This is a genomic window from Nocardia caishijiensis NBRC 108228 (assembly GCF_001612825.1).
In the GTDB taxonomy this organism is placed as follows: Bacteria; Actinomycetota; Actinomycetes; order Mycobacteriales; family Mycobacteriaceae; genus Nocardia; species Nocardia caishijiensis.
Map to the genome: position 1 here is coordinate 23,612 of NZ_BDBE01000001.1, position 26,730 is coordinate 50,341.

Genomic DNA, 26,730 nt, shown 5'->3' on the forward strand with positions numbered 1-26,730 from the left:
GCCGCCGACATGGTTCAGGCGCTCGCCGCCGTAAGCGAGCGTCGCACTCACAACTCGTGGTCGGAGATCATCCCACTCTGCATGGCGAGGGCGGCGAGCCGCGTGCGCTTCTGGTTCTGCGGCAGATTCTCCACCCCGAACTTCGCGAAAAGGGCACGCAGATGGGTTTTGATCGCGTCGATCGACAGGAACAGTTCCTCGGCGATCTGCTGGTTCGACGCGGGCGTCGCGAAGCCCGTGCCGTGCTTGTACGGACGGCACAGGGCGATCAGCACCGCGCGCTGGGTTTCGGTCAGCGAACGCATGGTCGGTATGGAACCGGAGGCAGTATGCGTGGCGTCGTCGACGACACCACCGAAATCGAAGAAATGCACCAGCGTGGTGCCGACGCGAATGCGGTCGCCCGGACTGAGGCGGCGCCTGCCGACCAACCGCTCCCCGTTGACGAACGTCCCATTGCGCGACAGCCCGTCGTCGACGATGGTCCAGTGCGCACCGAGGTGCTCCACAGCCGCGTGCAACCGCGAGACCTCGGCGTCCCAGCCGAGCACCAGATCGGCCTGGACATTACGCCCGATGGTGATCCGCTGCTGCTCGGGATCCAGCGCCAATTCGTGCTGACGCCCAGTGTTGTCGGTGAACCGAAGAAAGGAGCTCACCCAACATCTCCCGAGACTCGAAACACCCTGCGCACAACCATCAGTCTATCTTTCCAGACAGCTTCCCCACCCCCATTACAGGAGGGCCCGAAGCGGTCCCCGAACCACTACCCAGCCCCCCGGAGAAGGCCCGAAGCGGTCCCCCGACCCGCACTCCCAGCCCCCACTCCCCGACCCTTAGGGAGGGGACGCCGCGAAGCGGCGGTTCGCGGCCGTCCCGACGATCAGGCGCCGTGGCGTAGGCGACGAAGGAGCAAGCCACGGTGCCTGATCGTCGGGACCGGCGGGGCCGCGAACTCGAGCGCGCCAGCGCTCCAACAACTCAGCCCTTGCCGACCTCTTTGTTGTAGGCCTCGGTGATGTCGGCGGAGATGCGGCCGCGCGCGGAGACCTTGTGGCCCTTACGACGGGCCCATTCACGAATTGCGGCGCTCTGCTCGCGGTCCATGGAAACGCGGCTCTTGCCCTGCGGCGCCGGTGCACCGGCAGCCTTGGTCCGACGACGGCCACTCACGCGACGCGCGTTGGCAACCCACTCGTCCAGGCCTTCGCGCAGACGCGCCGCATTTGCCTCCGACAGATCGATCTCGTACGACACCCCATCGAGAGCGAACTCGATGGTTTCGTCCGCGATGGACTCACCGTCGACATCGTCGATCAGGCTAACGGTGACCTTCTTTGCCATGAGATGAACGTCCTCTCGAAATCGTCAAGCCTGCCTCCAGGCCGAATACCCGAGGCAAGAATACCCCGAATTGAGAATTTTCCAACACGAGGCCTTCGCCCCGCGAATTCACAGGTCAGCGACTACTCGGACGCACAATGGGGAACAGGATCGTTTCCCGGATTCCCAAACCCGTGAGTGCCATCAACAAGCGATCGATTCCCATACCGGTTCCGGTGGTCGGCGGCATGCCGTGTTCCATCGCGGTGAGGAAGTCTTCGTCGAGCACCATCGCCTCGTCATCGCCCGCCGCGCCGAGCCGCGCCTGGTCGACGAACCGTTCGCGTTGGATCACGGGATCGACCAACTCCGAATAGCCCGTGGCCAACTCGAAACCGCGAACATAGAGGTCCCACTTCTCCGTAACACCGGCCTTGCTGCGATGCTGACGGGTGAGCGGTGAGGTCTCCACAGGGAAGTCGCGAACGAAAGTCGGCGCGTAGAGCTTGTCGCCATACACGTGTTCCCAGAGTTCTTCGACCAGTTTCCCGTGGCCGTAGCCCTTGCCCGCCGGAATTTCCAGTCCGACCCGTTCGGCAAGTGCCAGCAATTCCTCGACAGTGGTTTCCGGAGTGACCTCGACACCGATCGACTCCGACAGCGAGGGATACATCTCGACCGTCGTCCACTCGCCACTCAGATCATATTCAGTGCCATCGGCAAGAGTCACCACGAGGGTGCCGAATGCCTCTTGCGCGACTTCCTGGACCAATTCCCGGATCATCGTCGCCGAGTCGTCGTAGGTGCCGTAGGCCTCGTAGGTTTCCAGCATCGCGAACTCGGGCGAATGGGTGGAGTCGGCGCCTTCGTTGCGGAAGTTCCGGTTGATCTCGAAGACCTTCTCCAGGCCGCCGACCACGCAGCGCTTGAGGAACAGTTCCGGCGCGATGCGCAGGAACAGGTCCATGTCGAGGGCGTTGGACCGGGTGACGAACGGGCGCGCGGCGGCGCCGCCGTGGATGGTCTGCAGCATCGGGGTCTCGACCTCGAGGAAACCGCGGCGCTCGAGCGCGGTGCGCAGCGCACGGACCACATTCACGCGGGTACGGGCCATTTCCCTGGCCTCGGGGCGCACGATCAGGTCGACGTAGCGCTGGCGGACGCGCGACTCCTCGTTCATTTCCTTGTGCGCCACCGGCAGTGGGCGCAGCGACTTGGCCGCCATCGACCACGAATCGGCCATCACGCTCAATTCGCCCGTACGCGAGGAGATGACCTCACCGTGCACGAACACGAAATCGCCGAGGTCGACATCGGCCTTCCAGGCGGCGAGCGCGTCGGCGCCGACACCGTTGAGACTGATCATCGCCTGCAGTTTCGTTCCGTCGCCCTCCTGCAGCGTGGCGAAGCACAGCTTGCCGGTATTGCGGACGAAAATGACGCGGCCCGCGACACCGACCTGCCGACCGGTCTGGGTATCGGGTTCGAGATCCGGGTAGGCGGAACGGATTTCGGCCAGGGTGTGGGTGCGCGGCACGACCACCGGATAGGCGTCACCACCGTCGGCGAGCAGCCGTTCACGCTTGTCCCGGCGAATCCGCATCTGCTCGGGGACATCGCTGTCCACGGCGGAACTGACGGCGCGGCCGGTCTCGGCGGAGTTAGGGGTGCTCACGTTCGATAACAGTAGCGTGCACCGGAAAGGACCAGTGCGCCGCCCGTTACAACGACGCCAGCGACTCCACTTCGCGGGCGAAATGCGGCACCCCGACGCCGACGGTGAGCATGCCCGCCGACTTCAGCGCCTGATAGCCGCCGATCAGATCGGTCGCGCGGTGCAATCCGAGTTCCTGCAGCGAGGCCGCGGCCAAACTGGAGGTATAGCCCTCCGAGCAGAAAATGACCCATTCCACATCGTGGTCCGCAGCCAGTGACAAACGGGCCGAGGACGTGGGGTCGAGCCGCCATTCCAGGACATTGCGCTCGATCACCAGCGCGCCCGGCAACGAGCCCTCCCGAACGCGCTGCGCGGCCGGGCGGATGTCGACCAGAATGGCGCCTCGCGCCAGCGCGGCTGGCACGTCGTACACATACAGCCTGCGCAGCTTCGCGCGTGCGTTGTCGAGCATCTGATCGATCGACGAACGACTCATCACAGATCACCTTCGGGCTGGTCGGTGAGGACGGTTTTGGTGCGTCGCAGGGTGCCGTGACCGGTCACCTCGTAATACGACATGGCGGTCAACGGCGGCGAATAGGCGTGCACACTCAACGTGGGGTCGAGCGGACCGACCGATTCGGCGGCCGCGGGCGCGCGAACGACATCGTGCACCCAGCCGATCGGAAACGACGCCTGATCGCCCGCCGCGAGCGTGCGCCTGCGCAAGTCGGTGCCGTTCCAGCGGAATTCGGACAGCGCGCCACTGAGCACGGTGAGCGCGCCGAGCGAACCGGCGTGGTCGTGCAACTCGGTGGATTTACCGGGGGTCCAGCTGATCAGCCAGACATCGACCTCGTCGTCGGCGATCAGGCGGGTGGCCCAGCGCTCGTCGACCGGCCAGCGCCCGTCGGCGGGCAGCAGGTGGTCGTAGCGACCGGCCAGGACGTCTTCGGCGCCCTCGTCGGTGAGACGCAGCAGGTCGGCGGGGCGCAGGCGCGTGGGCAGGGCCGGGGCGATCGCGCGATCCAGCGGCGGGGTCGCGGAGTATTCGTCGCGGGCCGACGACAGGGAAAGAACAGAAGAACGCATGAGCGCATCTCCAGGAGGTGAGAATCGGTCGAGGGGAAAACGTCAGCCTCGAACGGTCGAGGCAGGTCAGCCTCGACAACACTCCTGGGTGCTCACACGGAAGGACACGACTGCGAGCTTAGCAGGCAGCGCGCGGCGCTCGGTCATGACCTGGATCACTTCTTGTTGCGCTCGTAGACGTGCCGCAGGCCGGTGAGGGTGAGGTGCGGTTCGTGCTGGTCGATCGTCTCCGATTCCGGCACGATCAGCGGCGCGCCCGTCCCGGTGGCGACCACGGTGACATCGGTGCCGGCGAACGCGTCGAATTCGTCGCGGATGCGGTCGATCAGGCCGTCGACCAGGCCCGCGAAACCGAAGACGGCACCGGACTGGATGCACTCCATCGTGTTCTTGCCGAGCACCGAACGCGGCCTGGCCAGTTCCACCCGGCGCAGCGCGCTGCGCTCCACCAGCGCCTCGGTGGACACCTCGACGCCCGGCGCGATCACACCGCCGAGGAACTCACCCTTGGCCGACACCAGGTCGACACAGGTCGCGGTGCCGAAATCGACGACGATCGCCGGACCACCGAAGCGGCGGAACGCGGCGAGACAATTGACGATGCGGTCGGCGCCGACCTCCTTGGGATTGTCGACCAACAACGGAATGCCGGTCCGCACACCGGGTTCCACGACGACATGCGGCACGTGCGCCCAGTAGCGGGCGAGCATCACGCGCAGTTCGCGCAGCACCGGCGGCACCGTCGACAGCGCCGAGACGCCCACCACCTGGTCGAGCTCGGCACCGACCAGTCCGCGCACCTGCATCGCGAACTCGTCGGCGGTGAGCAGCGGATTCGTGTGGATACGCCAGTGCCGCACCAGTTGCGCGTGCTCGCCGCTGCCGGAGAACAGGCCGAGTTCGATGGCGGTGTTGCGGACGTCGATCGTCAGCAGCATGTCCGACCCCCCGCCGCGCTCAGGCGATCGACAGGGAACGCGGCGAGGTGAGCCCGGAACCCTCGGGCGCGTGCGCGGGGTCCGCGCCGAGCTCGACGGGCCGGTTGCGGTCGTCGACGAAGACCACCTTCGGCGCGTACTCGCGCAGCTCGGCCTCGTCGAGCTGGCCGTAGGCGATGAGGATGACCAGGTCGCCGGGGTGCACGAGATGTGCTGCGGCGCCGTTGATCCCGATCACACCCGACCCGCGTTCGCCCGCGATCACGTAGGTCTCGAGGCGGGCGCCGTTGTCGATGTCGACGATGCACACCTGCTCGCCCTCGAGCAGGCCCGCGGCGTCGAGCAGATCCTGGTCGACGGTCACCGAGCCCACATAGTGCAGGTCGGCGTGGGTCACGGTGGCACGGTGGATCTTCGAGGTCATCATGGTGCGCAGCATCGGCTTCGCCTTTCTCAGTGCGCCTGCGGGGCAGGCAGGGAGTTCGCGTCGGGGTGCCCGTCGAGCTGGGCGCCGAGGACAAGGGGTGCGTTGTCGATCAGGCGAGTGCCGCCGACCTTGGCCGCGACGAGCAGGCGCGCGTTGCCCGCTTCCGGGGCGGGGCCGAGGGTGGAGTCGCGCAGTTCGAGGTAGTCGACCTCTAGACCGTCGGCCGAGTCGAGGACGGCGCGCGCGGCGGCGAGGACGCCCTCGGGGCCGAGGCCCGCGGCGTGCCTGCCCGCGGCCAGTGCGGCCGACAGGGCGAGCGCCGATTCCCGTTGCGCCGCATCGAGATAGCGGTTGCGCGAGGACAGGGCCAGACCGTCGGGTTCGCGGACCGTCGGGTAGGCGACGATCTTCACGTCGAAGTTCAGGTCGCGAACCATCTGACGGATCAGCGTGAGCTGCTGGTAGTCCTTCTCCCCGAAGTACGCCTCCGAGGCGTTGGTGAGCTGCAGCAGCTTCGCGACGACGGTGAGCATGCCCGCGAAATGCGTCGGCCTGCTGCCGCCTTCGAGCTCGGCGCCGAGCGGGCCCGGCTGCACGGTGGTGCGCGGACCGTCGGGGTACATCTCGTTGGCCGACGGCGCGAACACCAGGTCGACGCCCTCGGCCGCGAGCAGTGCGAGATCGGCGTCGAGGGTGCGCGGGTAGGCGTCGAGATCCTCACCCGCGCCGAACTGCAACGGGTTGACGAAGATCGACACGATCACGATCTGATTGGTGAGCCGGGCCTGGCGCACCAACTGCAGGTGACCCTCGTGCAGGGCGCCCATCGTCGGCACGAAACCGATGCTGCGGCCCGCGCCGCGCAACGCCTTGGCCACCGTCGACAGCACCTCGGGGCTGTGGTGCACGGTGAGCGCGCCGGGCTTGTACGCGCCGGTCGCCCGCGCGCCGCCCTGGTGGTGATGCACTTCTCGGGGTTCCATCAGTTGCCTTTCTCGGCGAGCAGCTCGAGCAGAGCGGGATCGGTCCTGGCGAGTTCGGCCGTGCGCAACGACATGGCGCGATACGACGCGGCCAGGCGCTCGTCGAACGACTCGACGGCGTTCAGGTGTGCGGCGACCGCGTCCACGTCGCCCCGGGCCACCGGTCCGGTGAGCGCGGCCTGGCCACGGCGCAGCACGTTGTCGAGCGCGGCGGAGACCAGCGGGCCGATGAGGCGTTCGGGCAGGCCGCCCGGTTGACCGTCGACCACCGGCTGGCCGAGCAGACCCGGGCCCGACATCGCTTCGCGCAGCGCCGCCACCGCGTCGACGATGAGGGTGACCAGGTGATTGGCGCCGTGCGCGAGGGCGGCGTGATACAGGGTGCGCTGGTCTTCCTCGATCCGCACCGGCTCGCCGCCCATCTCGATCACCAGCGCCTGGGCGATGGCGTAACCGACCTCGTCGGCGGCGGTGATGCCGAAACAGGCATTGGCGAGGCGGGCGATGTCCTCGTCGTGACCGGTGAAGGTCATCGCCGGATGGATCGCCAGACCCAACACGCCCTGGTCGGTGAGCGGGGCGAGCACACCGACACCGTTCGCGCCGGAGGTGTGCGCGACGATGGTGCCGGGCCGGACCACACCCGCCGATGCCAGCCCGCGAACCAACCCCGCCAGCTCGGCATCGGGCACCGCGAGCAGCAACAACTCACTGCGTCGCGCCACCTGCTCGACCGGCAGGATCTGCGAATCGGGCAGCCGGGTACGCGCCCGGTGCACGGAGGCATCGGAGATCGCGGCGACACCGAACACCACATGCCCGGCTCGCTCTAGCGCCACACCGAGCGCCGAACCCACCCGTCCCGCCGAGACGATTCCTACCGTCAGCCGTGCGGGCGCTGGATCGACACCTGAGTTCGCGCCATCAGAATCGACACTTCTCGAGGTCAACATTGTCCTCTCGATTGCGTTCCAGTCCCGCTGCGCGGGTACCAGACGTACGCGTCGAGAATAACGGGCCCTACGCCAGCGCCGCCACGGCCCCGGTGGGTGATCTGGCACACGGCGGTTCCGCCTGCCCGAGAAGCGGCGGCCTGCGCGGCAACCGCCCCACCCGAGCCCGGCTGGCGCTGCGGGGTTACGTGCGGGTGGATTCCGACTGGAGGTTGGCCATGATGTCGGCCACCGAGAGGCGGGTGCCTTCCGATTCGGCGCGACGGCGGCGGCGGGAGCTTGTGCCGACGGTGGGGGCGGCCGGGGTTGGGCCGGAGTTCGGGGGGGCTTCGAAGCCGGAGTCGGTGGTGACAACAGCGGGCTGTTCGGCCGCGGGCTGTTCGGCCGCGGGCTCGGGAGTGAGCGAACCGGGGGGTGCCGGGGTAGCCGAGGGGTCGGTGGCGGTGGGTGCCGGGGTAGCCGACGGGTCGGCGCCGTTCGACGATGTGGGGGCCGAGGGCTCGGGGTCGAGGGGGCGGCCGTCGTTGTCGACCTTGCGGGTGTGCGGGGCCGACAGCCGGGGCGGCGGGGTCTTGGTCGACGACTTCGCCGGTTCGGGCTCGGCGGTCGGCTGCTGGGACTCGGCGTATTCGTCCAGCTGCACGGCCGAGGTCTCGGCGGTGACCGGGTCGTCGTAGGGGTCGGCGAAATTCGCCGAGACCGGCTGCATGAAGACCGGTTTCAGGGCGCTGGGGGGTTGCTGCCAGGGGCCGAACCAGGCGGCGGCGGCAGCCTCGTGGCTATCGTCGATCTCGGGCTCGGCGTCGTCGAAGGCGTCGAAATCGCTGTAGGCGGTGCCGCCGCTGGGCAGGGCGTCGATGCGGACCGCGTCGGCCTGCAGGGCTGGCTGGTCGTCAGGCAGGGCGCCTTCGAACAGCACCTGGAGGTTCTGGCGCAGCAGCGAGAGCTCCGCGCGCAGAGCCGCGATCTCCGACGCGTCGGCGCCGACTTCGGCGCGCACGCGCGCCTCGACACCCATCTCGTATTCGCGACGGGCGTTGATCTCCCGTTCGAGCTGCAACTCGTACACCGTCTGCAGATCGCGCGCCTTCGCCTTGTCGACGGCCGCGTCCTTGCGGTAGCGCGTGGCCGCGAGGGCGCCGATCACGGCCGCCCACAGCGCCGCTACCAGGCCGATCCGGACGAATTGCACATTGTCACTGAAGACGAGGAAAACACTGGCTGTCAGGCCGAGGAGAAGAAGGGCGCCGATGAAGAGCTTTCCCGCGTCGTCCCGCCGTCGACGGGGCGTGGTGCTACGGGAGGGTGAAACCATGGTGGCCAGGGTAGCCGGAAACGGCTGGTCGGCACACCGACAACGACGGTGATTCCATTCGCAAGTTGCTAGGTGGTTGCCGGTTCGTCCGGTGGTTCGTCCGGCGCGCGGCAGCAGTGCTCGAGCCACAAAGCCGCAGCAACCAGGGCGGAACCGGCCAGCAGACCGACCACCGCCCCCGGCGAATCGGCCGCGGCCGCCGTCACCGTGCCGCGCTGTGGGAAGACCCACAGCAGGAAACCGAGCCACACACCGGCCGCCAGCGAACCCACCTGCAACGACGCCTTGGCCAACGCGGCGGCCCTGGCCACGTTGATCGGATGCAGCTCACCCGACCCGTCGCCGATGCGCTCCTCGGCGATCTTGTTCTTGATGACGAACCCGAGCGCCGCCTCGATCGCGGCCACCGGAAGCAACGACGCGCCCGCGGCCACCGAGATCGAGGGGAAGGTCGAATAGGCGAAGCGGGTCGCGGTCCAGGCGACGGCCGCGGCCAGCACGACGTTCAGGGCCAGGTCGAGCAGCCGGGTCGGTTTCAGCACGGGCGAGCGCTTTCGCCGAGGACCAGGTCGGTGCGGACCACGCCCGCGCGTTCGGCGGGGTCGACGGCGTGGAGCAGCTCGCCGATGGGCACCTCGGCGCCGTCGACGCGCAACCGGGCGTCCGGCTCCACGTCGTGCCACGGAACCAGCACGAACGCGCGGTGGTACGCCTCGGGGTGCGGCAGGATCAGCGTCGGATCGGTGTCGCGCACAACGGCTTCGCCACCGTCGACGCACTGCACGATGTCGACGTCGAGGGTTCTCGCGCCCCACCGCACCGCGCGCACCCGCCCGGCGGCCTGTTCGAGACGCTGCCCGAAACGCAGCCAGTCGTAGCCGTCGAAGGTCGGGTCCTCCGCCACCACAACGGCATTCAGGTAGTCGTCCTGATCGACGCCGCCCCACGGCGCGGTGGTGTACACCGGCGAGACCGCACGGGTGCGCTCCCCCAGCGCGTCGAGGACGCCGCGCAGGTGGGCGAGCCGGTCACCGAGGTTGGCACCGATCGAGAGCACCACACGGGTCATCGGCGCGGCTCCGGCACCGAGGTGCGGTAGCGGGTGGCGACCACCCGAACGTCGGTGAAGGTGTGCGGGATCGGGGCCGAGGGCTTGTGCAGCACCGCCTCGACGGCCTCGATGCGCGGGTCGGTCATCACGTCGTCGGCGATCTCGGAGACGACGGTTTCGATGAGATCGCGCGGCGGACCGGCGACGATGCGCGCGGCACGTTCGGCGAGCCCGCCGTAGTCGACGGTGTCGGCGAGATCGTCGGAGGCGGCCGCGGCCGCGAAATCGACCCACACGGTGAGGTCCACGACGAATTCCTGGCCGTCGCGACGCTCGAAATCGAACACGCCGTGCCTGCCGAACACGGTGAGCCCGCGCAATTCGATGCGCGAGGACGCGGGCCGGTCGGCGGGCGGGGGCAGCAGCGGTGAGTTCATCGGGCGGCTCCTCGGGCGGCGGTGGCACGCTGCCACGCGTCGACAACAATGATGGCGTCCAGCGAGGCGCGCACGTCGTGGACGCGGACGCCCCAGGCGCCGTGCGTCGCGGCCAGCGCCGACACGGTCGCCGTGGCGACCTCGCGACCGTCGGGCGGGCGTGGCCCGGAATCGTCGGCGAGCAGGGCGCCGAGGAAACGCTTGCGGGACGCGCCGATCAGGATGGGCAGGCCGTCGGCGACCAGCTCCGGCAGGGCACCGAGCAGGGCCCAGTTGTGGTCGGCGTTCTTGGCGAAGCCGAGGCCGGGATCGAGGATCAGCCGGTCGGCGGCGATACCGGCGGCGACGGCGAGGTCGACCTGGGCGCGCAGTTCGGCCCGCACCTCGGCAACCACGTCGTCGTAGTGGTCGGCGGGTCCCGTGTGGCGGTAGTCGGCACCTGCACGCCAGTGCATCAGGATCCACGGCACGCCCGCGTCGGCGACCACACCGACCATGTCCGGGTCGGCGCGGCCACCGGACACGTCGTTGACGACGGCGGCACCGGCGGCCAGCGCCGCCTCGGCCACCTCGGCGCGCATGGTGTCGACACTGGTCGGCACGCCCGCCGCGACCAGCCCTCGGATCACCGGCGCGACCCGCGCGGCCTCGGTCGCCGGGTCGACGCGGTCGGCGCCGGGCCTGGTGGACTCACCACCCACATCGACGATGTCGGCACCCGCCTCGAACAGGGCGACACCGTGCGCGATCGCGAGTTCGGGATCGAGATAACGCCCGCCGTCGGAGAAGGAATCGGCGGTCACGTTCACCACGCCCATGACCACACACGAGCGGCCGTCCCGCGCGGTCACGAGGGGTTGGCTCATTTGCGCAGGATCAGGTCCAGCGCCTCGGCTCGCGAGGCGGCATTGGTCTGCAACAGGCCGCGCACCGCCGAAGTGGTTGTGCTCGCACCCGGCTTGCGGATACCGCGCATGGCCATGCACAGATGCTCGGCCTCCACCACGACGATCGCGCCGCGCGGGTCGAGCCTGCGCATGACCGCGTCGGCGATCTGGCTGGTGAGGCGCTCCTGCACCTGCGGGCGCTTGGCGTAGAGGTCGACGACGCGGGCCAGCTTCGACAGGCCGGTCACGCGACCGTGCGTGCCGGGAATGTAGCCGACGTGGGCTACGCCGTGGAACGACACCAGGTGATGCTCACAGGTGGAGAACATCGGGATGTCGCGCACGAGGACGAGCTCCTGGTGGCCCTCGTCGAAGGTGGTGGCGAGTACCTCGTCCGGCTCGGTGTAGAGCCCGGCGAACATCTCGCGGTAGGCGCGGGCCACGCGGGCCGGGGTGTCGACGAGCCCGGGCCGGTCGGGGTCCTCACCGACCGCGAGGAGCAGTTCGCGCACGGCGTTCTCGGCGCGCTGCTGGTCGAACACGCGGCCCGTCGCCAGCGCCGTCAGCTGAGCCGGGCTCGTCTCCCCGAGCTCTCCGGCCGGGTCGGGCCCCGAACCGTTCACGGCCTCAGCGACTTTCTTATTGGCCGACAACTTCTCCACACCTCCGGGTCCATCCGGTAAACGCTGCCGGGTCGATCCGGCAACGGCGGTCACCAGAGCCGGAACGTCCCGACTCGGACGGCAACCAGAGCCGAAGCGATCCGGCTCGAACATCCCAGCGTAGTTGGCGCGAGGTCGACGGCGGCAGTTCGGCCCGGTGTCGTGGTCCGTATCTCGGTACCACCACCCTGGGTGGTGCCCATCGCACCAGGCGCAGACATCACGACTGCCGCGGCCATCCCCGCGTCAGTGGCCTCATGCGCTGCGCCGCCCGCCTGCCGGTAGCGGCACGCATCGCCGGAACGCCTCGACCGGCGACACACATCAGACACGGCACTGCACACCCGAGCCGATCGCCTCGCGCTCGAATGGCGAGGCTGTACAACCGGACACGCGCTCCGATCACCAAGCCCCGTGCGCCCGATCGGCCCGCCTATTGCAGGCGGGCCGATCGAGCGGGCACGATACGGCTGTCAGCGGCCGTTCGGACCGTTCCATTCGTTGTTGTCCGGCTCGGCATCGCGGGTGGGCGGCTGCTGCGGCGGTGCGGTCGGCTGTTCACCCCACGGTTGGAACTCGCTGCCGTGGCGCGGCTGGTGCTGCGGCGGCTGCTGGGGGGCCTGCTGCTGGGGCGGCTGTGACCAACCACCCTGGCCCTGCGGCTGCTGCTGCTGTTCCTCGCGCGGGGGCCAGCCGGGGGCCGACCAACCGGCCGGGGCGCCGTAGTCGGGACGTGAACCGTGCGTGCCCGTCGGTCGCGGGAACGCCTGGGTGGGCGCGTTGGGCAGCGGGTATCCGGCGGCGGGCGGGGCGGGCTGACCGTAGGGCTGTTGGCCCGGGTGGCCGTTGGCCTGCTCGCGCGGCGGGGCACCGTTGGGCACCGGAACCGGGGCGGGCTGTACCGGGGGCCACGGCTCGCCGCGCTCGAGGGCCAGCTCACCCGGGGTCTTCACCGGCGGCTTGTCGGACGGCAGACGGTCACCGAAGTCGTTGAACGCGGTGATCCTCGGACGCTTCTCGACTCCGGCGAGGACCTCCTCGAGATCCTTGCGGTGCAGGGTCTCGCGTTCCAGCAGGGCCGTGGCCAGCGCGTCGAGCTGCTCGCGGTATTCGCTCAGGATCGACCAGGCCTCGGTGTGCGCGGCCTCGATGAGATTGCGCACCTCCTCGTCGATCTCGCGGGCCACCTCGTGCGAGTAGTCGGCCTGGGTGCCCATCGAACGGCCGAGGAACGGGTCACCCTGCTCCTGGCCGTAGCGCACCGCGCCGAGCCGGGCGCTCATGCCGTACTCGGTGACCATGCCGCGCGCGATCTTGGTCGCCTGGTCGATATCCGACGACGCGCCCGTGGTCGGCTCGTGGAACACCAGTTCCTCGGCCGCGCGACCACCCATCGCGAACACCAGCCGGGAGATCATCTCCGAGCGGGTCATCAGGCCCTTGTCGTCCTCGGGCACGGTCATCGCGTGACCGCCGGTGCGGCCGCGCGCCAGAATGGTGACCTTGTAGACGGGCTCGATATCGGGCATCGCCCACGCGGCGAGGGTGTGCCCACCCTCGTGGTAGGCGGTGATCTTCTTCTCGTGCTCGCTGATGATGCGGCTCTTGCGACGCGGACCACCGATCACGCGGTCGACCGACTCCTCGAGCGATTCGCCGGTGATGACCGACCCGTTCTCGCGGGCGGTGAGCAGCGCGGCCTCGTTGATGACGTTGGCCAGATCGGCGCCCGACATGCCGACGGTCCGCTTGGCCAGGCCCTCGAGGTCGGCGTCCTGCGCGATCGGCTTGCCCGCCGAATGCACCCGCAGGATCGCCCGGCGACCGGCCAGGTCGGGGTTGCCGACCGGGATCTGCCGGTCGAAACGACCGGGGCGAAGCAGCGCGGGATCGAGGATGTCGGGACGGTTGGTCGCCGCGATCAGGATGATGTTGGACCGGTCGCCGAAGCCGTCCATCTCGACCAGCAGCTGGTTGAGGGTCTGCTCGCGCTCGTCGTGACCGCCGCCGAGGCCCGCGCCGCGCTGGCGGCCGACCGCGTCGATCTCGTCGACGAAGATGATGCAGGGGCTGTTCTGCTTGGCCTGCTCGAACAGGTCGCGCACACGCGAGGCGCCGACACCGACGAACATTTCCACGAAGTCCGAACCGGAGATGGTGAAGAACGGCACCCCGGCCTCACCGGCGACCGCGCGCGCCAGCAGCGTCTTACCGGTTCCGGGCGGGCCGTAGAGCAGCACGCCCTTCGGGATCTTCGCGCCGAGCGCCTGGTAGCGGGCCGGATTCTGCAGGAAGTCCTTGATCTCGTACAGCTCTTCGACGGCCTCGTCGGCACCGGCCACGTCCTTGAACGTGGTCTTGGGCATGTCCTTGGACAGCAGCTTGGCCTTGGACTTACCGAAGCCCATCATGCCGCCGCGCCCACCGCCCTGCATGCGCGACATCACGAAGATGAACAGGCCGACCAACAGCACCATCGGCACGATGAACAGCAGCAGCTGCGACAGCCAGCTCTCCTGCTTGACGACCGTGTCGTAGGGCGCGCCCGACTTCTGCACCGCGTCGAGGATCTTGGCGGAGGTCTCACCACCGCCGGGGTACTTGGCGACGATCTTGGCGTTGTTGTTGGTCGCGTCGTTGCCGTTGTTCAGTTCGACGCGGAGCTGCTGCTCCTTGTCGTCGATCTGGACGTTCTTGACGTTGTCCTTGTTCTCCAGCTGACTGAGCGCCACGGAGGTGTCGACACTCTCCCAGCCGCGCGTGTCATCGCCGAGATAGCTGAACAGCCAGATCATGAGCATGATGCCCGAGATGATCGCCAAGGTGCGAAACACTGTCTTGCGGTTCATAGAGCGTCGGCCGGACGGCCCAGTCCTTTCCGGTTATTTCTCCGGGGTGTGCCTAGCGAAGCTGTCGAGATCGGCGGGATTCGGATGCGGACATGCCACGTTACCGCGTACGGTCTAGTCGATACATCGCGCAGTTCGGCTGCTGGTGCAGCTGCACTGGTAAACGGCCGGGGAACGGGAGAGGTTCCCGAGTACCCCGTCCGGGTTGTTGCAAGTGGCCACAATCATGTCATGCCCGTCTTATCGTGGGCGAGGACACAACTACAGCGCAGGGGGTACGGTCATCGTCGAGCTACGAACACCCACAGCGATTCTGCGCCACGGCCAGGGGCGGCTCACCGTCCTGCGGCCGGGTACCGACGGCGAACGGGTACTCGACGTTCCCATCGCCGACCTGCTCAAAGTCCGGCTCAACCGCCGCGCCGACGACGCGGTGGTGATCGAGATCTACCTGCGGTATCCCACCGCCGTGCTCACCGGTGTGCCCGCCGACCGCACGCCGCTCCCGGTGCTGATCGCCGAGCACGACGTGCCGACCGCGCTCGGCATCGTCGACCGGATCAACGACCAGATCATGGCCACCAAGCGCATCGATATCGCCGCGCCCGATCTCACTCCGCCCGCGCCCGAATGGGGCAAGTCCGGGCCGGTCCGCGCCGATGTGGACCGCGCGGTGCGCCGGATGGCGCCGCGCAAGGACGCCCGCTCGGCGATCAACGCGCTGCACCGCTACGTCACCTCCGACGAATACGTGCTCGAGACCGCGATCGCCATCGCCTCGCCGCCCGCGGGTTCGGGCGCCGGGCTGCTCGCCGCGACGACCGACCGGCTGTTGTTCGTCGGCATCGGCGGCGACCGTCGCGCCCACGAGCTGCCGGTGCCGGCGATTCTCGGTGCCAGGACCGTCGAGGGGCATACGGCGCCGGGCGAGATCGACACCAGGCACGGCGGTTCGGGGATGGATGTCAGCGACGGCAACCGCACTCTGCATTTCGCGGGGGTCGACCGTGCCGACATCGAACGGGTCACCTGCGCGGTGAACTTCGCCGTGCGCAGGCAGGCGGCCGACGGGGCACCCGGGCCCGCCGATCCCGGTGTCACCCAGCTCTACAGCGAATGGGAACTGCTGGTGGAACGGCATTCGCTCGGCATGGTCGACGACACCCAGTTCCAGCGCTACGGCCGAGGGATTTTACGGAGCCTGTAGGTCAGCTCGGCTCTTCGGCGGGCGGCTCGGGCTTCGGTTCGGACTCGTTGAGTTCGATACGGCGCCACGGGCTGGTCGGGCGGGTCCACAGCCGCAGCAGTTCCATCCGCCGGTCGACGCCGCCGTTCTTGAGTTCGGCGAGGTCCTCGGTGGCCTGCCAGTATGTCCAGCCCGCTAGATAGGCGTCGCCGAACTGACGCCAGTTGCGGTAGCGCCGCTGGGCGGGCGGCAACGCGCGCATGACGTACTCCCATGCCACGTCGGCCTCGAGATACCCGGCGGTGAACGCCATCCGCGCCACCGCGACCACGCGCGCCAGGTCCCAAGCGTGGATGTCGTTGGGCAGCGGGCGGGCCAGGTGCTCGGTGAAACCGATCTTGATGGCCTGGGCCCAGATGTCGTAGTCGCGGACCAGCGCCTCCGGGTTGTCCATCCCCCGGAACGAACCGACCTGCCGCAGGAAGGCGCGGTGCCGATCGGCGCGTTCGCCGAAACGGTCGCGTTCGCTGGCATTGACCGAGGCCATCACCAGCGGATTGACCAGCGCGTACAGCGGCGCGTGCATGCCTTCGAGGAGCTGTTCCATCGAGGCGCGTGCCTCGTTGCCGTCGGTGATTCCCCACGCGCCGGTGAGCGTGTCGATGGCGAGTTCGCGACGGTCGCCGAGGGGATGCTCGCGTTCGGGGCCGAGCACCATGGCGTCGTGGAAGGCGTCCCAGCGGGTGGAATAGAAGGCACCCAGTGCCAGGGCGCGCAGCTCGTCGTCGCTCACGCCCGCCCCCGACCAGTGGTCTTCCTCGCGCTTGTCGAGTTCCGGGTAGGGAAAGGTGGTCAGCGCTGGTACTCCCCGAGCAGGCATGCGGCCGAGTCTAGTGTCTTCTTGTCCTGCAGTGATGTGCCCCACAGGTCTATTGTTCTGTCATGTGTAGAAATATCACCGTCTTGCGTGGTCTGGAGCCTGCCGCCACCGAGCAGGAGATCTACGCTGCCGCCTTGCAGTATGTGCGCAAAGTCGGCGGCATCTCCGGGCTGAGCAGCACAACCAAACCCGCGGTCGACAAGGCCGTCGCCGCCATCGCCGCGGCCACGACCACCCTGCTCGCCGAACTCCCCGACCGCCGGGTGCCGCCACCGACGGAACCACCGCTGCGCCGGATCGCGGCACGCGATGCCGAGGTGCAGGAAACCGGCTAGACCCCAGGACGACTCGCGCGCACCGGGGCACCGGTGCGCCGATAACCCGTGACGGACGGGCCGGACCGTGCCAGGCTGGTTGTGATTCACACAACGCAGTGGGGAGCACAACCGTGACACGTATCGACCAGGTCATCGACGTCCGCAACCCGGCAACGGGCGAATCCGTGGGAACGGTGCCCGTCACCGGTCCGGACGAGGTCGCGGCCGCTGTCCGCGAACTGCGCCTCTACCAGCCCGAATGGGAGGCCATCGGGCCGAACGGGCGCAAGCAGTGGCTGCTGAAGCTGCAGGACTGGCTGATCGACAACACCGAACACCTGGCCGATGTGCTGCAGTCCGAGACGGCCAAACCGCGCGTCGACGCGCTCATCGACCCGGCCTTCGCCGTCGACCTCGCCGGTTATTACGCGCGCCGGGCCGCCAAATTCCTCGGCGACGACCACCCGTCGCCGCACAGCCCGCTGGCCCGGGTGAAGGCGCTGACGGTCACCTATCGGCCCTACCAGGTGGTCGGCGTGATCACCCCGTGGAACTTCCCGCTCGCGATGCCCGCGATCGACGTGTTCCCCGCGCTGGCCGCCGGTGCCGCCGTGATCCTCAAGCCGTCGGAGGTGACGCCGCTGTCGGCGGTCGAACTCGCGCGCGGCTGGGCCGAGATCGGCGCGCCGCCGGTGTTCAAGGTGGTGACCGGCGCGGGCGCGACCGGCGCGGCCGTGGTCGACAACGCCGACTACATCCAGTTCACCGGGTCCACCGCGACCGGCCGCAAGATCGCGCAGGCCTGCGTCGACCGGTTGGTCCCCTACAGCCTCGAGCTCGGCGGCAAGGACCCCGCGATCGTGCTGGCCGACGCCGACCTGGACCGCGCGGCGCACGGCATCGCCTTCGGCGGCATGTTCAACGCCGGTCAGGTGTGCATCTCGGTGGAACGCGTGTATGTCGAGGCACCGGTCTACGACGAGTTCGTCGAGAAGCTCACCGCGGCGGTCGCGGCCCTGCGCCAGGGCGCCGACGACCGCGAATCACGCAACGATGTCGGCGCGCTGGCCAACGAGAACCAGTTGCGGATCGTGGAACGCCATGTGAACGAGGCCGTCGCGGCGGGCGCCCGGGTGACCACCGGTGGCAAACCCACTGGTGTCGGCACCTTCTTCGAGCCGACCGTGCTGGTCGACGTGGACCATTCGATGTCGTGTGTCGCCGAGGAGACCTTCGGTCCCACCCTTCCGGTGATGAAGGTGGCCGACGAGGACGAGGCGGTCCGCCTGGCCAACGATTCGATCTACGGCCTGTCGGCGTCGGTGTGGACGGGCGACAAGGCCCGGGGCGAACGGGTGGCGCGGCGGCTGAACGCGGGCGCGGTGAACATCAACGACGTGTTCGCCAACCTGTTCAATTTCGCCATGCCGATGGGCGGCTGGGGGCAGTCAGGTGTCGGCGCGCGCTGGGGTGGCGCGGCCGGGATCCGGAAGTACTGCCGGGCGCAGGCGATCACGGCACCGAAGCTGCCGACCATGTCCAAGGAGCTGTTCTGGTTCCCGTACGACATGAACAAAGTCGTCGTCGCGGTCGCGGCGATGCGGTTGGCCGGTGCGCGTGGGCTGCGGCGAGTGGACCTGCCGAAGGTGTGGCGACTGAAGGGTGGCAGGTAGGCCCGCCAAACCTTTTGGTGATCAATGTCACAAAGATGACGGTTATGCGTGGTCAGCGGGCCGCCTCCGTGCCTCGCGGCGGCGCGCGCGACACCGTTCCGGCCGTGAAGAGCGACGCATTTGTGCTGGTCAAGAGCCCAACTGTGGCAATGAGGCCGCTCACACCGAGCTCGCGAGAAATCCACGCGAGCTCGGTGGTGCACTGCACCATGCCAGGCCATATGCTGTGAGTTACCGACCTGGTGACTGTTTTGCCCCCCTTTCGCGAACTTCTCTGCCCGTTTTGGCTAGATTTTCCCGACCGATTCTGATAGCAAGGTGCTATGGACCCGCATTTGCGCGATCTGCGGTATTTCGTCGCCGTCGCTGAGGAACTGCATTTCACCAACGCCGCTCAGCGGCTGCACATCGCCCAGCCGACGCTTTCCCGCCAGATCCGCCAGCTCGAACGCCAGCTCGACGTGGTCCTGTTCGACCGCAATCAGCGCAGCGTCGCCCTCACCGTCGCCGGTAAGGAACTGCTCGAAGGTGCCCGCAAGATCCTCGAGCTGTGGGAGGTGACCAACGTGTCCCTCCAGGAAGCAGGCGAGGTGCTGCGCGTCGGCATCCAGTCCGCGCTCGGTCGCGGCCTGCTCAACGATCTGGAAAGCGCCAGCGGACATCGTCTCGCGCTGCACGCGGCGTCGTGGAACGACCCGTCGAGCGGCCTCGCGGGCCGCCAGGCCGACCTGGCCCTGGTGTGGCTGCCGCTGCCCGACCCCAACCGCTACCGGTGGCAGGTGCTGCGCACCGAACCGCGCTGGGTGCTGCTGCCCGACAACCACGCGCTGGCCGAGCACGAGACCATCGACTTCGCCGATCTGCTCGACGAACCGTTCATCGCGCTACCGACCGAAGCCGGTGCGGTGCGCGATTTCTGGCTCGGCAACGACGCGCGCGGCGGCCGGACGGCCAAGATCGGCGCCGAAGCCGCCACCCCCGAGGACAAGTTAGAGGCCGTGAGCCTCGGCCTCGGTGTGTGCCTGCTGGCCGAGAACAATGTGCCGATGTACCGCTGGCCCGGCCTCACCGCGCGTCCGGTGGCCGGTCTCTCGCCGTGCGAGCTGGCCGTGGCCTGGCGCGCCGACGACACCCGTCCGACGATCCTGGAATTCGCCGGTCGCGCTGTCGACGGTGGTTTCTCCGAGCCCGTGCAGGCGCCGCAACCGATCGCGGTCTAATTCGTTCGTTCGAGTTGGGCGGCCAGGCCGAGCAGGGTCGCCTCGGTGCCGGGTGGGCCCGCCAACTGCGCGGCGAGCGGGGTGTGCGCCTCGGGATGGATGCCCATCGGCAGCGACGCGGCGGGCCAGCCGACGAGATTCCACACGCCGGTGAACGGTGCGTAGCGCACCGACGACACGACATTGGCGGCCCAGCCGCGGCGGCTCCACTGCCGCGCCTTGGGCGGCGGGGCGGCCAGCGTCGGGGTGATCACCACGTCGAAGTTCTCGAAGAAGTCGAGCAGCCTGGCTTCGGCCCGGTCGGCCTGGCTCGGCCGGACCAGGCGCAGGCGACGGATCAGCCGCCCGAGTGCCAGGTGCTTGCGGGTTCGTGGTTGCAGCCGGTCGGGGTCGGCCAGCCGTTCGGCATCGGCCGCGCCCACGGTCGGCCAGCGCAGCAGCATCGCCAGTGCCGCGTCGCCGTAGGGCAGTTCGACGGGCTCCACGAGGTGCCCGGCCGCTGCCGCGCGCGCACCCGCGGTGCGCGCCGCCGCCGTCCAGTGCCGATCGACCCGGACCAGCCGCGACGGCGGAGCCACGGCCAGCCCGATACGTAGTCGCTGCGGCGGCCGTAGATCGGCCAGATCACAGCGGTCGGCCAGCACCGAGAGGGCGAGGGCGGCGTCGGAGACGGTGGTCGCGAGGATGCCGTTCTCGGCCATTCCAGACCAGGAGTCGGCCCCGATACCCGCCGGAACCACATCGCGACCGGGTTTGATCCCGAACACTCCGCACGCGGCGGCGGGCACCCGGATCGAGCCGAGTCCGTCGTTGCCGTGCGCGATGGGCACCAGTCCCGCCGCCACGGCCGCGGCCGCACCGCCGGAGGAACCGCCCGCGGTACGACCGACATCGCGCGGGTTGCGGGTGACGTGTCCGTCGGCGTCGGTGGTGGCCCACAGGCCGAGCTCGGGCATCGCGGTGAGTCCGACGACGATCGCGCCCGCCGCCCGCAACCGCGCGACCACCGGATGATCGGCCGGTTCCGCCTCGGCGGCGGTCGCGGCCGAACCGGCCGTGGTCGGCTCCCCCGCCACGGCGATGTTCTGCTTCACGGCGACCGGGACCCCCGCCAGCGGCAACTCGTCGAGGTCGGGTCGGGCGGTGAGTTCGAGTGCCTCCGCGCGCGCCCGCTCGGCGCGGACCACGGTGAAGGCGTTGATCTTGTGGTTCTCCGAGGAGATGCGGGTGAGCGCGTCGGTCACCACGTCGACGGGCGTGATCGTGCCCGCTCGCACCCGCGCGGCCAGTGCTGCGGCCGGGCCGCCGATCGGGAAGTCGTCGGCGGGTCGGTGGGAGGAGTTCATCGCCACCTCAGCGTCCGTCACGCCGTCGTCGTCGACGGACTCCCATGCTACCGCTGTGAGGTCATCGTGCATGGCCGGATTCGCCCCCGTCGCGTCGTCGTCGAAAATCGGGTGATCAGCTCTCCAGGCGCAAGTTATCATTTCGGGTACGGCTCGGGGCACGATGACGTCGGGTGTGGCGGAAGGAATTTCGTACCGATCCGCGCGAACCTTAGGTCGACTGATGAGTGATAGCACCGCAAGCGGTGAACAACCCGACGCGAGTACCGGTCGGTATACGAACGTGCGCGCCGACATGGTCGAGGCGTTCGTCGCCGCGTGGGGATCCGTCGACGGGGAACCACCCGCGATCGCCGAGTTCCTCCCCGATGCGCGCACCCTGCGCAGGCACGCGTTGCACGAGTTGATCCGGGTGGATCTGCGTCATCGGTGGTTGCATCACGCCGCCGACACCATCGCGCGCAAACGGCTCACCGAGTACTGCGCGGAGTTTCCCGAGCTCGACCCCGAGGCGCTGCCCGCCGGGCTGGTGTTCGAGGAGTTCGTCATCCGCAGACACAGCGGTGAGCGCGTCGACCCGCGTGACTGCCTGCGCGAATACCCACACCAGGCGCCGAGCCTGCGTGCCCTGCTCAATGCCGACGACCTGGATCAGAGCACCCACCGCGCCGTCGACCTCGATGCCACGGTGAACCATCCACCCGAGCAGACCCGTAGTACCAAGATGCCGAACTTCGACCTCACCGCGACAGCGACCTCGGCCGCCACCGCGGCCGATACGGTGCCGGGTGCGAACGTCGCGCTGGACCGGATCGAGATCGGTCAGCGGATCGGCGACTTCGAACTGCTCACCGGGTTGGGCACGGGTGCGTTCGCGCGGGTGTTCCTGGCCAGACAGCGGTCGATGCAGCGACTGGTCGCGGTGAAGATCTCGGCCGATCGCGGGACGGAACCGCAGACGCTCGCGCAGCTCGATCACGACTACATCGTCCGCGTGTTCGACCAGCAGCTGCTCGACGCGGATTCGGCCTCGTCGGGCAGGCGCCGGTTGCGGCTGCTGTACATGCAGTTCCTGCCCGGCGGCACGCTGCTCGGTCTGTTGCGCTGGGTGCGGGCCACCCCGCCCGCCGAGCGCAGCGGCAAACTGCTGCTCGAGGCGGTCGACGCGGCCATGGAGGAGAAGGGCGAGATCCGCCCGACCGATTCCAGTGTGCGCGCCGAGATCGCGGCGCTGAGCTGGCCCGAGACCGTGGCCTGGTTGGGGCGCAGGCTGGCCGAGGCGCTGGAGTACGCGGCCGCGCACGGTGTGCTGCACCGCGACGTGAAACCGGCGAACGTGCTGCTCACCGCCGAGGGCGTGCCCAAGCTCGCCGACTTCAACATCAGTTTCAGCCGGTCGGTCGAGGGCACGAGTCCGGTGGCCTACTTCGGCGGGTCGCTGTCGTACATGTCGCCGGAGCAGTTGGAGGCGTGTCATCCGGGGCGCGGCCGCAGCGCCGCCGACCTGGACACCCGCGCCGACATCTACTCCCTCGGGGTGGTGCTGTGGGAGCTGCTCACCGGGGCGAAGCCGTTCGACGACTCCACCGCCGAGGCCGAGGGCAGCGGCGACGAGACCACGCTCGAGGCCATGCTCGAGCGACGCACCTGCGGCGTCGACCCCGCCGCGATGGAACGGGTGCCGCCGAACTGCCCGGCGGCGCTGCGGCGCGTCCTGCTCACCTGTCTCGCCCCCGATCGCGCGGGCCGCTGGGCCGACGGCGCGACGCTGGCCAAACAATTCGACCTGTGCCTCGACGAACGCGCCCGCGACCTGGTCGATCCGCCGCCGAACAGCTGGCGGATGCGGTTGCGTCGCTGGCCCCTGCTGGTTCTCGTGCTGGCCATCGGCATCCCCAACGCGCTCGCCTCCTGGTACAACATCCAGCACAACCAGACCCTGGTGGTGAGCCGCCTCGGCGAAACGGCACAGCAGACGTTCATCGTCATCACGGCCGGGGTGAACCTGGTGTTCTTCCCGGCGGGTGCGGCGCTGCTGATCTATCTGGCCCGGTTCGTGCTCGGGGTGCCCGGCGGATTGCGCAAAGGCAGACGCTACGACCCGGCCACCCTGCGCCGGGCCAGACACGACACCGTACGGTTCGGCGACCGAGCGGTGGTCGTCGCCTTCTCGCTGTGGGCGCTGGCCGGGGTCACCTTCCCCATCGCGCTGCAACTGGCCACCGGCGATGTGCCCGGGCGGGCGGTGGTGCACTTCCTCGCATCGCTGCTGGTCTGCGGGGCTATCGCGGTGGCCTACCCGTTCTTCCTCGTCACGTTCTACCTGATCCGCTGCCTCTACCCGGTGTTCCTGCGCCACGGTGAGATCAGCGCCGACGACAGCGCCTGGCTACGCGGGTTGAGCCGCCGCTGCACCTGGTATCTGGCGGTGGCCGCCTCGGTGCCGCTGCTCGCGGTGGCCGGGCTGACCTTCCTGCCGCCCGCCGACATCCCCTCGGTGATCGTGGCGGTCCGAGTGTTGTGCGTGGGCGGCATCATCGCCTTCATCGGGTCGTACCTGCTGTTCCGCGCGCTCGAGGCCGATCTGCGCGCGCTGGAACGGGTCGTCAGCTGAACCATCGTGTACCCACGTACGTATCTCCGGCCGTGAGCTCCACCCGCACCGCGGAGGCGACCCGGCCCTCGCCCGTCCACACCGCGACCATGCACCCGGCCGATTGCCGAGCGCTCGACCGGATCGAGGTGGGCACCCGGCTCGGCGATTTCGAACTCCTCACCGAATTGGGCGCGGGCGCGTTCGCGCGGGTGTTCCTGGCCAGACAACGGTCGATGCAGCGATTGGTCGCGGTGAAGATCTCCGCCGACAGCGGCACCGAGCCGCAGACCCTCGCCCAGCTCGACCACGACTACATCGTGCGCGTCTTCGATCAGCAGGTCCTGCCCGGCACGACCCCGCTGCGCCTGCTGTACATGCAGTTCCTGCCCGGCGGCACCCTGCTCGGTGTCCTGCGCTGGGTGCGGGCCACCCCACCCGCCGAACGCACCAGCGCCCTGTTGCTCGACGCTGTCGACGCGGCCATGGAGGAGAAGGGCGAGATCCGCCCGGCCGACTCGGCGGTGCGCGGCGAGATCGCCGCGCTGACCTGGCCCGAGACGGTCGCGTGGCTGGGCAGCAGACTCGCGACCGCGCTGAGTTACGCGGCCGCGCGTGGCGTGCTGCATCGCGATGTGAAACCGGCCAACGTGCTGCTCAGTGCGGAGGGAGTGCCCAAGCTGGCCGATTTCAACATCAGTTTCAACCCCTCGGCCACCGAGGTGTCCGCCGCGTCCTACTTCGGCGGCTCCCCGGCGTACATGTCGCCCGAGCAGCTCGAAGCATGCTACTTCGGGCGAGATCCCGCCGACCTCGATACGCGTGCCGACATCTTCTCCCTCGGCGTCTTGCTCTGGGAACTGCTCACGGGGACAAAGCCTTTCGACGATGTGAGCGACGACCCGGCGGCCCTGCTCGCCCGCCGCCGCAGCGAAGTCGCCGGTCGGGTGCCCACCGACTGCCCGCCCGCGTTGCGCCGGATTCTGCTGACCTGCCTGGCCGCCGAGCGCGAGGACCGCTGGTCCGACGGCGACGTGTTGGCCGCGCAATTCGAACTCTGCCTCGACCCCCACGCCCGCGAGCTCGTGGACCCTCCGGCCCGCAGTTGGCGAAACCGCCTGCGGCCGTATCTTTTTCCCTTGCTGGCGCTGGCGATCCTGGTCCCGAACCTGCTGGCCTCCTACTACAACCGCGAGCTCAACGCCGCCCTCCTCCATGGGCTCGATCCGTCCATCGCGCCCATCCGGCGGGCCTATGCGATCGGTGTCAACGCGGTCTGCTTCAGCGCGGGCACCATCACTCTGCTCGTTCTGGGTAAGCGGTTGCTCACCGTGCCCGCCCGTTTGCGCGCGGGCCACGAATGCGACCCGGCACTGCTCGAGCGCACCCGCCGGGACTGTCTACGCTTCGCGGACTGGGCGGTCGCCATGGCGATCGCCCTGTGGATCGCGGGCAACGCCGGTCTGGCGATCACCTTGAACCTGGTCGACGACCCGCCGATCCGAACGGCGGTGCATCTACTGCTGGTCGCTTGCATCTGCGCCGCCGTCGCGATGACCTACCCGTTCTTCCTCATCACCCTCTACCTGGTGCGGTGCGTGTATCCGCTGCTGCTGCACCACGACGGAGATCTACGCGCCGACCACGCGGCCCTGTCCCGACTACGCACCCGCTGCCACCACTATCTCGTCGTGGCCGCATCGATTCCGCTGCTCACCATCGCGTGCGCGACCTTCCTCCCCGTCGACGACCTACTCGCGACGCTCACCCCGCTGCGCACGGTGTGCGCGGGCGGGGTGCTCGGTTTCGTCGGGGCGCTGCTGGTGTTCCGGGTGATCGAGACCGATATCCGCGCGCTGCTGCGCGTCGGCTCGGCTCAGGAGTAGACGGCGGGGTTCAGGGTGCCGATGTAGGGCAGGTCGCGGTAGCGCTCGGCGTAGTCGAGGCCGTAGCCGACCACGAACTCGTTGGGGATGTCGAAGCCGACGTGGGCCACGTCGACCGGGGTGCGTAAGGCGTCGGGCTTGCGCAGCAGGGTCACCACTTCCAGCGAGGCCGGGTTGCGGGTGGCCAGGTTGCGCTTGAGCCACGACAGGGTCAGGCCCGAGTCGATGATGTCCTCGACGATGAGCACGTTGCGGCCCGCAATGTCCTTGTCCAGGTCCTTCATGATGCGCACGACGCCCGAGGACGAGGTGGACGACCCGTAGGACGACACGGCCATGAATTCGAGCTGGGTGGGGATGGGCAGGGCCCTGGCGAAGTCGGTCACGAAGAAGATCGCGCCCTTGAGGACGCAGATCAGCAGCAGGTCGCCCTCGGGGGAATCCGGCGGGTATCGCTTGGCGACGAGTTCGGCGAGCTCTTCGATCTTTGCCTTGATCTCGTCTTCGGTGATCAGCACCGACGCGATGTCGTCTCCGTACACGGAAGTGGGTATCCCTTCGTGGTGTCGGTCCCGGCTCGACCGATCCATTATGTGGCATCGAAACGCGGCTGGGCGCGCACGGTCAGCGTGCCATGTTCGCGCAGCACGACCAACCGGTGGGCCCTGCTCCCGCCCCCGATCGCCACCGGCCCCTGCCCGCGCCAGTTGCTCACCAGCTCGTCGATCGCCTGTAAGTGGGCGTTCATCAGCCCGCTGACGCCCTGTTCGGCGAGCCAGGCGCGAACGGCCCGTCGTCGCAGGGGCGCCGGAGCAGTGGTCAGGATCTCGATCGACAGGGCGAGTCGATCGCTGTCGTCGGGGCCACTGCCCGACTCGATATCCACCGTCGACTCCGGTCCCGCCGTCGGCACCGGCCGATCGGTCCCGCCGCCGGATTCGGCCAACGCGGACGGCTCCGGCACCGCCCCGAGCCCTGGTCCGCAGCCGGTGGCTGCCCGCGCGGGTGACTCGGGCCGGGGTACGACCGTCGACCGCGCGTTTCCGCCCGGGCCG

General features: G+C 69.0%; 26 protein-coding genes. 6 read left to right on the forward strand and 20 right to left on the reverse strand.

What is annotated here, in order from left to right; all coding sequences use genetic code 11:
* Positions 1-47 precede the first annotated feature (47 nt).
* From NC7_RS00155 to ftsH, 16 genes are all read right to left on the reverse strand, one after another.
* Positions 48-659: an FHA domain-containing protein gene (locus NC7_RS00155; protein WP_067977429.1), complete on the reverse strand. Its 612-nt coding sequence runs from the start codon at positions 657-659 to the stop codon at positions 48-50.
* 322 nt (positions 660-981) lie between these two features.
* Positions 982-1,344 (reverse strand): histone-like nucleoid-structuring protein Lsr2, encoded by a 363-nt coding sequence (locus NC7_RS00160; RefSeq protein WP_067977433.1) that lies wholly within the window; start codon positions 1,342-1,344, stop codon positions 982-984.
* A gap of 115 nt (positions 1,345-1,459) precedes the next feature.
* A complete protein-coding gene (gene lysS, locus NC7_RS00165; RefSeq protein ID WP_067977530.1) occupies positions 1,460-2,926 on the reverse strand; it encodes a lysine--tRNA ligase in 1,467 nt (488 codons plus the stop codon).
* 118 nt (positions 2,927-3,044) lie between these two features.
* A complete protein-coding gene (locus NC7_RS00170; RefSeq protein ID WP_067977434.1) occupies positions 3,045-3,476 on the reverse strand; it encodes a rhodanese-like domain-containing protein in 432 nt (143 codons plus the stop codon).
* Entirely contained in the window at positions 3,476-4,072 is a 597-nt protein-coding gene (locus tag NC7_RS00175; protein WP_167352390.1) for a cysteine dioxygenase, read from the reverse strand. The genes NC7_RS00170 and NC7_RS00175 overlap by 1 nt, the downstream gene beginning before the upstream one ends.
* Before the next feature lie 155 nt (positions 4,073-4,227).
* Positions 4,228-5,010 carry a type III pantothenate kinase gene (locus NC7_RS00180; protein WP_067977435.1) on the reverse strand — a complete coding sequence of 261 codons (783 nt, stop codon included), beginning with the start codon at positions 5,008-5,010 and terminating at the stop codon, positions 4,228-4,230.
* Positions 5,011-5,029: 19 nt separating this feature from the next.
* The gene (gene panD, locus NC7_RS00185; RefSeq protein WP_067640553.1) at positions 5,030-5,449 is read right to left on the reverse strand and encodes an aspartate 1-decarboxylase; all 420 of its coding nucleotides are present in this window, start codon (positions 5,447-5,449) and stop codon (positions 5,030-5,032) included.
* Positions 5,450-5,463: 14 nt separating this feature from the next.
* Positions 5,464-6,420 carry a pantoate--beta-alanine ligase gene (gene panC / locus NC7_RS00190; protein ID WP_067977436.1) on the reverse strand — a complete coding sequence of 319 codons (957 nt, stop codon included), beginning with the start codon at positions 6,418-6,420 and terminating at the stop codon, positions 5,464-5,466.
* Positions 6,420-7,373 carry a Rossmann-like and DUF2520 domain-containing protein gene (locus tag NC7_RS00195; RefSeq protein WP_067977437.1) on the reverse strand — a complete coding sequence of 318 codons (954 nt, stop codon included), beginning with the start codon at positions 7,371-7,373 and terminating at the stop codon, positions 6,420-6,422. The genes panC and NC7_RS00195 overlap by 1 nt, the downstream gene beginning before the upstream one ends.
* Positions 7,374-7,557: 184 nt before the next feature.
* Complete coding sequence (locus NC7_RS00200) at positions 7,558-8,688, reverse strand: DUF6779 domain-containing protein (protein ID WP_067977438.1); 1,131 nt, start codon at positions 8,686-8,688, stop codon at positions 7,558-7,560.
* Between the two features lie 68 nt (positions 8,689-8,756).
* Positions 8,757-9,230 (reverse strand): DUF3180 domain-containing protein, encoded by a 474-nt coding sequence (locus NC7_RS00205; protein ID WP_067977459.1) that lies wholly within the window; start codon positions 9,228-9,230, stop codon positions 8,757-8,759.
* The gene (folK, locus tag NC7_RS00210) at positions 9,224-9,757 is read right to left on the reverse strand and encodes a 2-amino-4-hydroxy-6-hydroxymethyldihydropteridine diphosphokinase (RefSeq protein WP_067977461.1); all 534 of its coding nucleotides are present in this window, start codon (positions 9,755-9,757) and stop codon (positions 9,224-9,226) included. The genes NC7_RS00205 and folK overlap by 7 nt, the downstream gene beginning before the upstream one ends.
* Positions 9,754-10,176 (reverse strand): dihydroneopterin aldolase, encoded by a 423-nt coding sequence (gene folB, locus NC7_RS00215; protein ID WP_067977463.1) that lies wholly within the window; start codon positions 10,174-10,176, stop codon positions 9,754-9,756. Before folB ends, folK begins: the two co-directional genes overlap by 4 nt.
* A complete protein-coding gene (folP, locus tag NC7_RS00220; protein WP_067977464.1) occupies positions 10,173-11,042 on the reverse strand; it encodes a dihydropteroate synthase in 870 nt (289 codons plus the stop codon). Before folP ends, folB begins: the two co-directional genes overlap by 4 nt.
* Complete coding sequence (folE, locus tag NC7_RS00225) at positions 11,039-11,629, reverse strand: GTP cyclohydrolase I FolE (RefSeq protein WP_157101777.1); 591 nt, start codon at positions 11,627-11,629, stop codon at positions 11,039-11,041. The genes folP and folE overlap by 4 nt, the downstream gene beginning before the upstream one ends.
* Before the next feature lie 569 nt (positions 11,630-12,198).
* Entirely contained in the window at positions 12,199-14,574 is a 2,376-nt protein-coding gene (gene ftsH, locus NC7_RS00230) for an ATP-dependent zinc metalloprotease FtsH (protein WP_067977466.1), read from the reverse strand.
* Positions 14,575-14,800: 226 nt separating this feature from the next.
* Between ftsH and NC7_RS00235 the strand changes: the two genes are divergently transcribed.
* On the forward strand, positions 14,801-15,781 hold the full coding sequence (locus NC7_RS00235) for a hypothetical protein (protein WP_236573740.1): 981 nt from the start codon (positions 14,801-14,803) through the stop codon (positions 15,779-15,781).
* 1 nt (position 15,782) lies between these two features.
* Here the strand turns inward: NC7_RS00235 and NC7_RS00240 are convergent, their stop codons facing one another.
* Positions 15,783-16,640, reverse strand: a complete 858-nt coding sequence (locus NC7_RS00240; protein WP_067977468.1) for a DUF1266 domain-containing protein — start codon at positions 16,638-16,640, stop codon at positions 15,783-15,785.
* Between the two features lie 62 nt (positions 16,641-16,702).
* Here NC7_RS00240 and NC7_RS00245 point away from each other — a divergent pair, with 62 nt between their 5' ends.
* The 3 genes from NC7_RS00245 to NC7_RS00255 all read left to right on the forward strand — a co-directional run bounded on the left by NC7_RS00245 (position 16,703) and on the right by NC7_RS00255 (position 19,850).
* Positions 16,703-16,975 carry a DUF2277 domain-containing protein gene (locus NC7_RS00245; protein WP_067977469.1) on the forward strand — a complete coding sequence of 91 codons (273 nt, stop codon included), beginning with the start codon at positions 16,703-16,705 and terminating at the stop codon, positions 16,973-16,975.
* Positions 16,976-17,088: 113 nt separating this feature from the next.
* The gene (locus tag NC7_RS00250) at positions 17,089-18,630 is read left to right on the forward strand and encodes an aldehyde dehydrogenase family protein (protein ID WP_236573742.1); all 1,542 of its coding nucleotides are present in this window, start codon (positions 17,089-17,091) and stop codon (positions 18,628-18,630) included.
* 323 nt (positions 18,631-18,953) lie between these two features.
* The gene (locus NC7_RS00255; RefSeq protein WP_067977473.1) at positions 18,954-19,850 is read left to right on the forward strand and encodes a LysR family transcriptional regulator; all 897 of its coding nucleotides are present in this window, start codon (positions 18,954-18,956) and stop codon (positions 19,848-19,850) included.
* Here NC7_RS00255 and NC7_RS00260 read toward each other — a convergent pair.
* Positions 19,847-21,196: an amidase gene (locus tag NC7_RS00260; protein ID WP_067977537.1), complete on the reverse strand. Its 1,350-nt coding sequence runs from the start codon at positions 21,194-21,196 to the stop codon at positions 19,847-19,849. The genes NC7_RS00255 and NC7_RS00260 overlap by 4 nt on opposite strands.
* Positions 21,197-21,419: 223 nt before the next feature.
* Here NC7_RS00260 and NC7_RS00265 point away from each other — a divergent pair, with 223 nt between their 5' ends.
* Positions 21,420-23,810, forward strand: coding sequence for a protein kinase domain-containing protein (locus NC7_RS00265; protein ID WP_084457647.1), 2,391 nt, complete (start codon positions 21,420-21,422; stop codon positions 23,808-23,810).
* A 32-nt stretch (positions 23,811-23,842) separates the two neighbouring features.
* Positions 23,843-25,675: a serine/threonine-protein kinase gene (locus NC7_RS00270; RefSeq protein WP_236573744.1), complete on the forward strand. Its 1,833-nt coding sequence runs from the start codon at positions 23,843-23,845 to the stop codon at positions 25,673-25,675.
* On the opposite strand, the gene hpt is transcribed toward NC7_RS00270, so the two are convergent.
* Both hpt and NC7_RS29890 read right to left on the reverse strand, forming a co-directional pair.
* A complete protein-coding gene (gene hpt / locus NC7_RS00275; RefSeq protein WP_067495798.1) occupies positions 25,666-26,217 on the reverse strand; it encodes a hypoxanthine phosphoribosyltransferase in 552 nt (183 codons plus the stop codon). The genes NC7_RS00270 and hpt overlap by 10 nt on opposite strands.
* Before the next feature lie 47 nt (positions 26,218-26,264).
* Positions 26,265-26,639 carry a TilS substrate-binding domain-containing protein gene (locus NC7_RS29890; RefSeq protein ID WP_236573752.1) on the reverse strand — a complete coding sequence of 125 codons (375 nt, stop codon included), beginning with the start codon at positions 26,637-26,639 and terminating at the stop codon, positions 26,265-26,267.
* Positions 26,640-26,730: the final 91 nt, after the last annotated feature.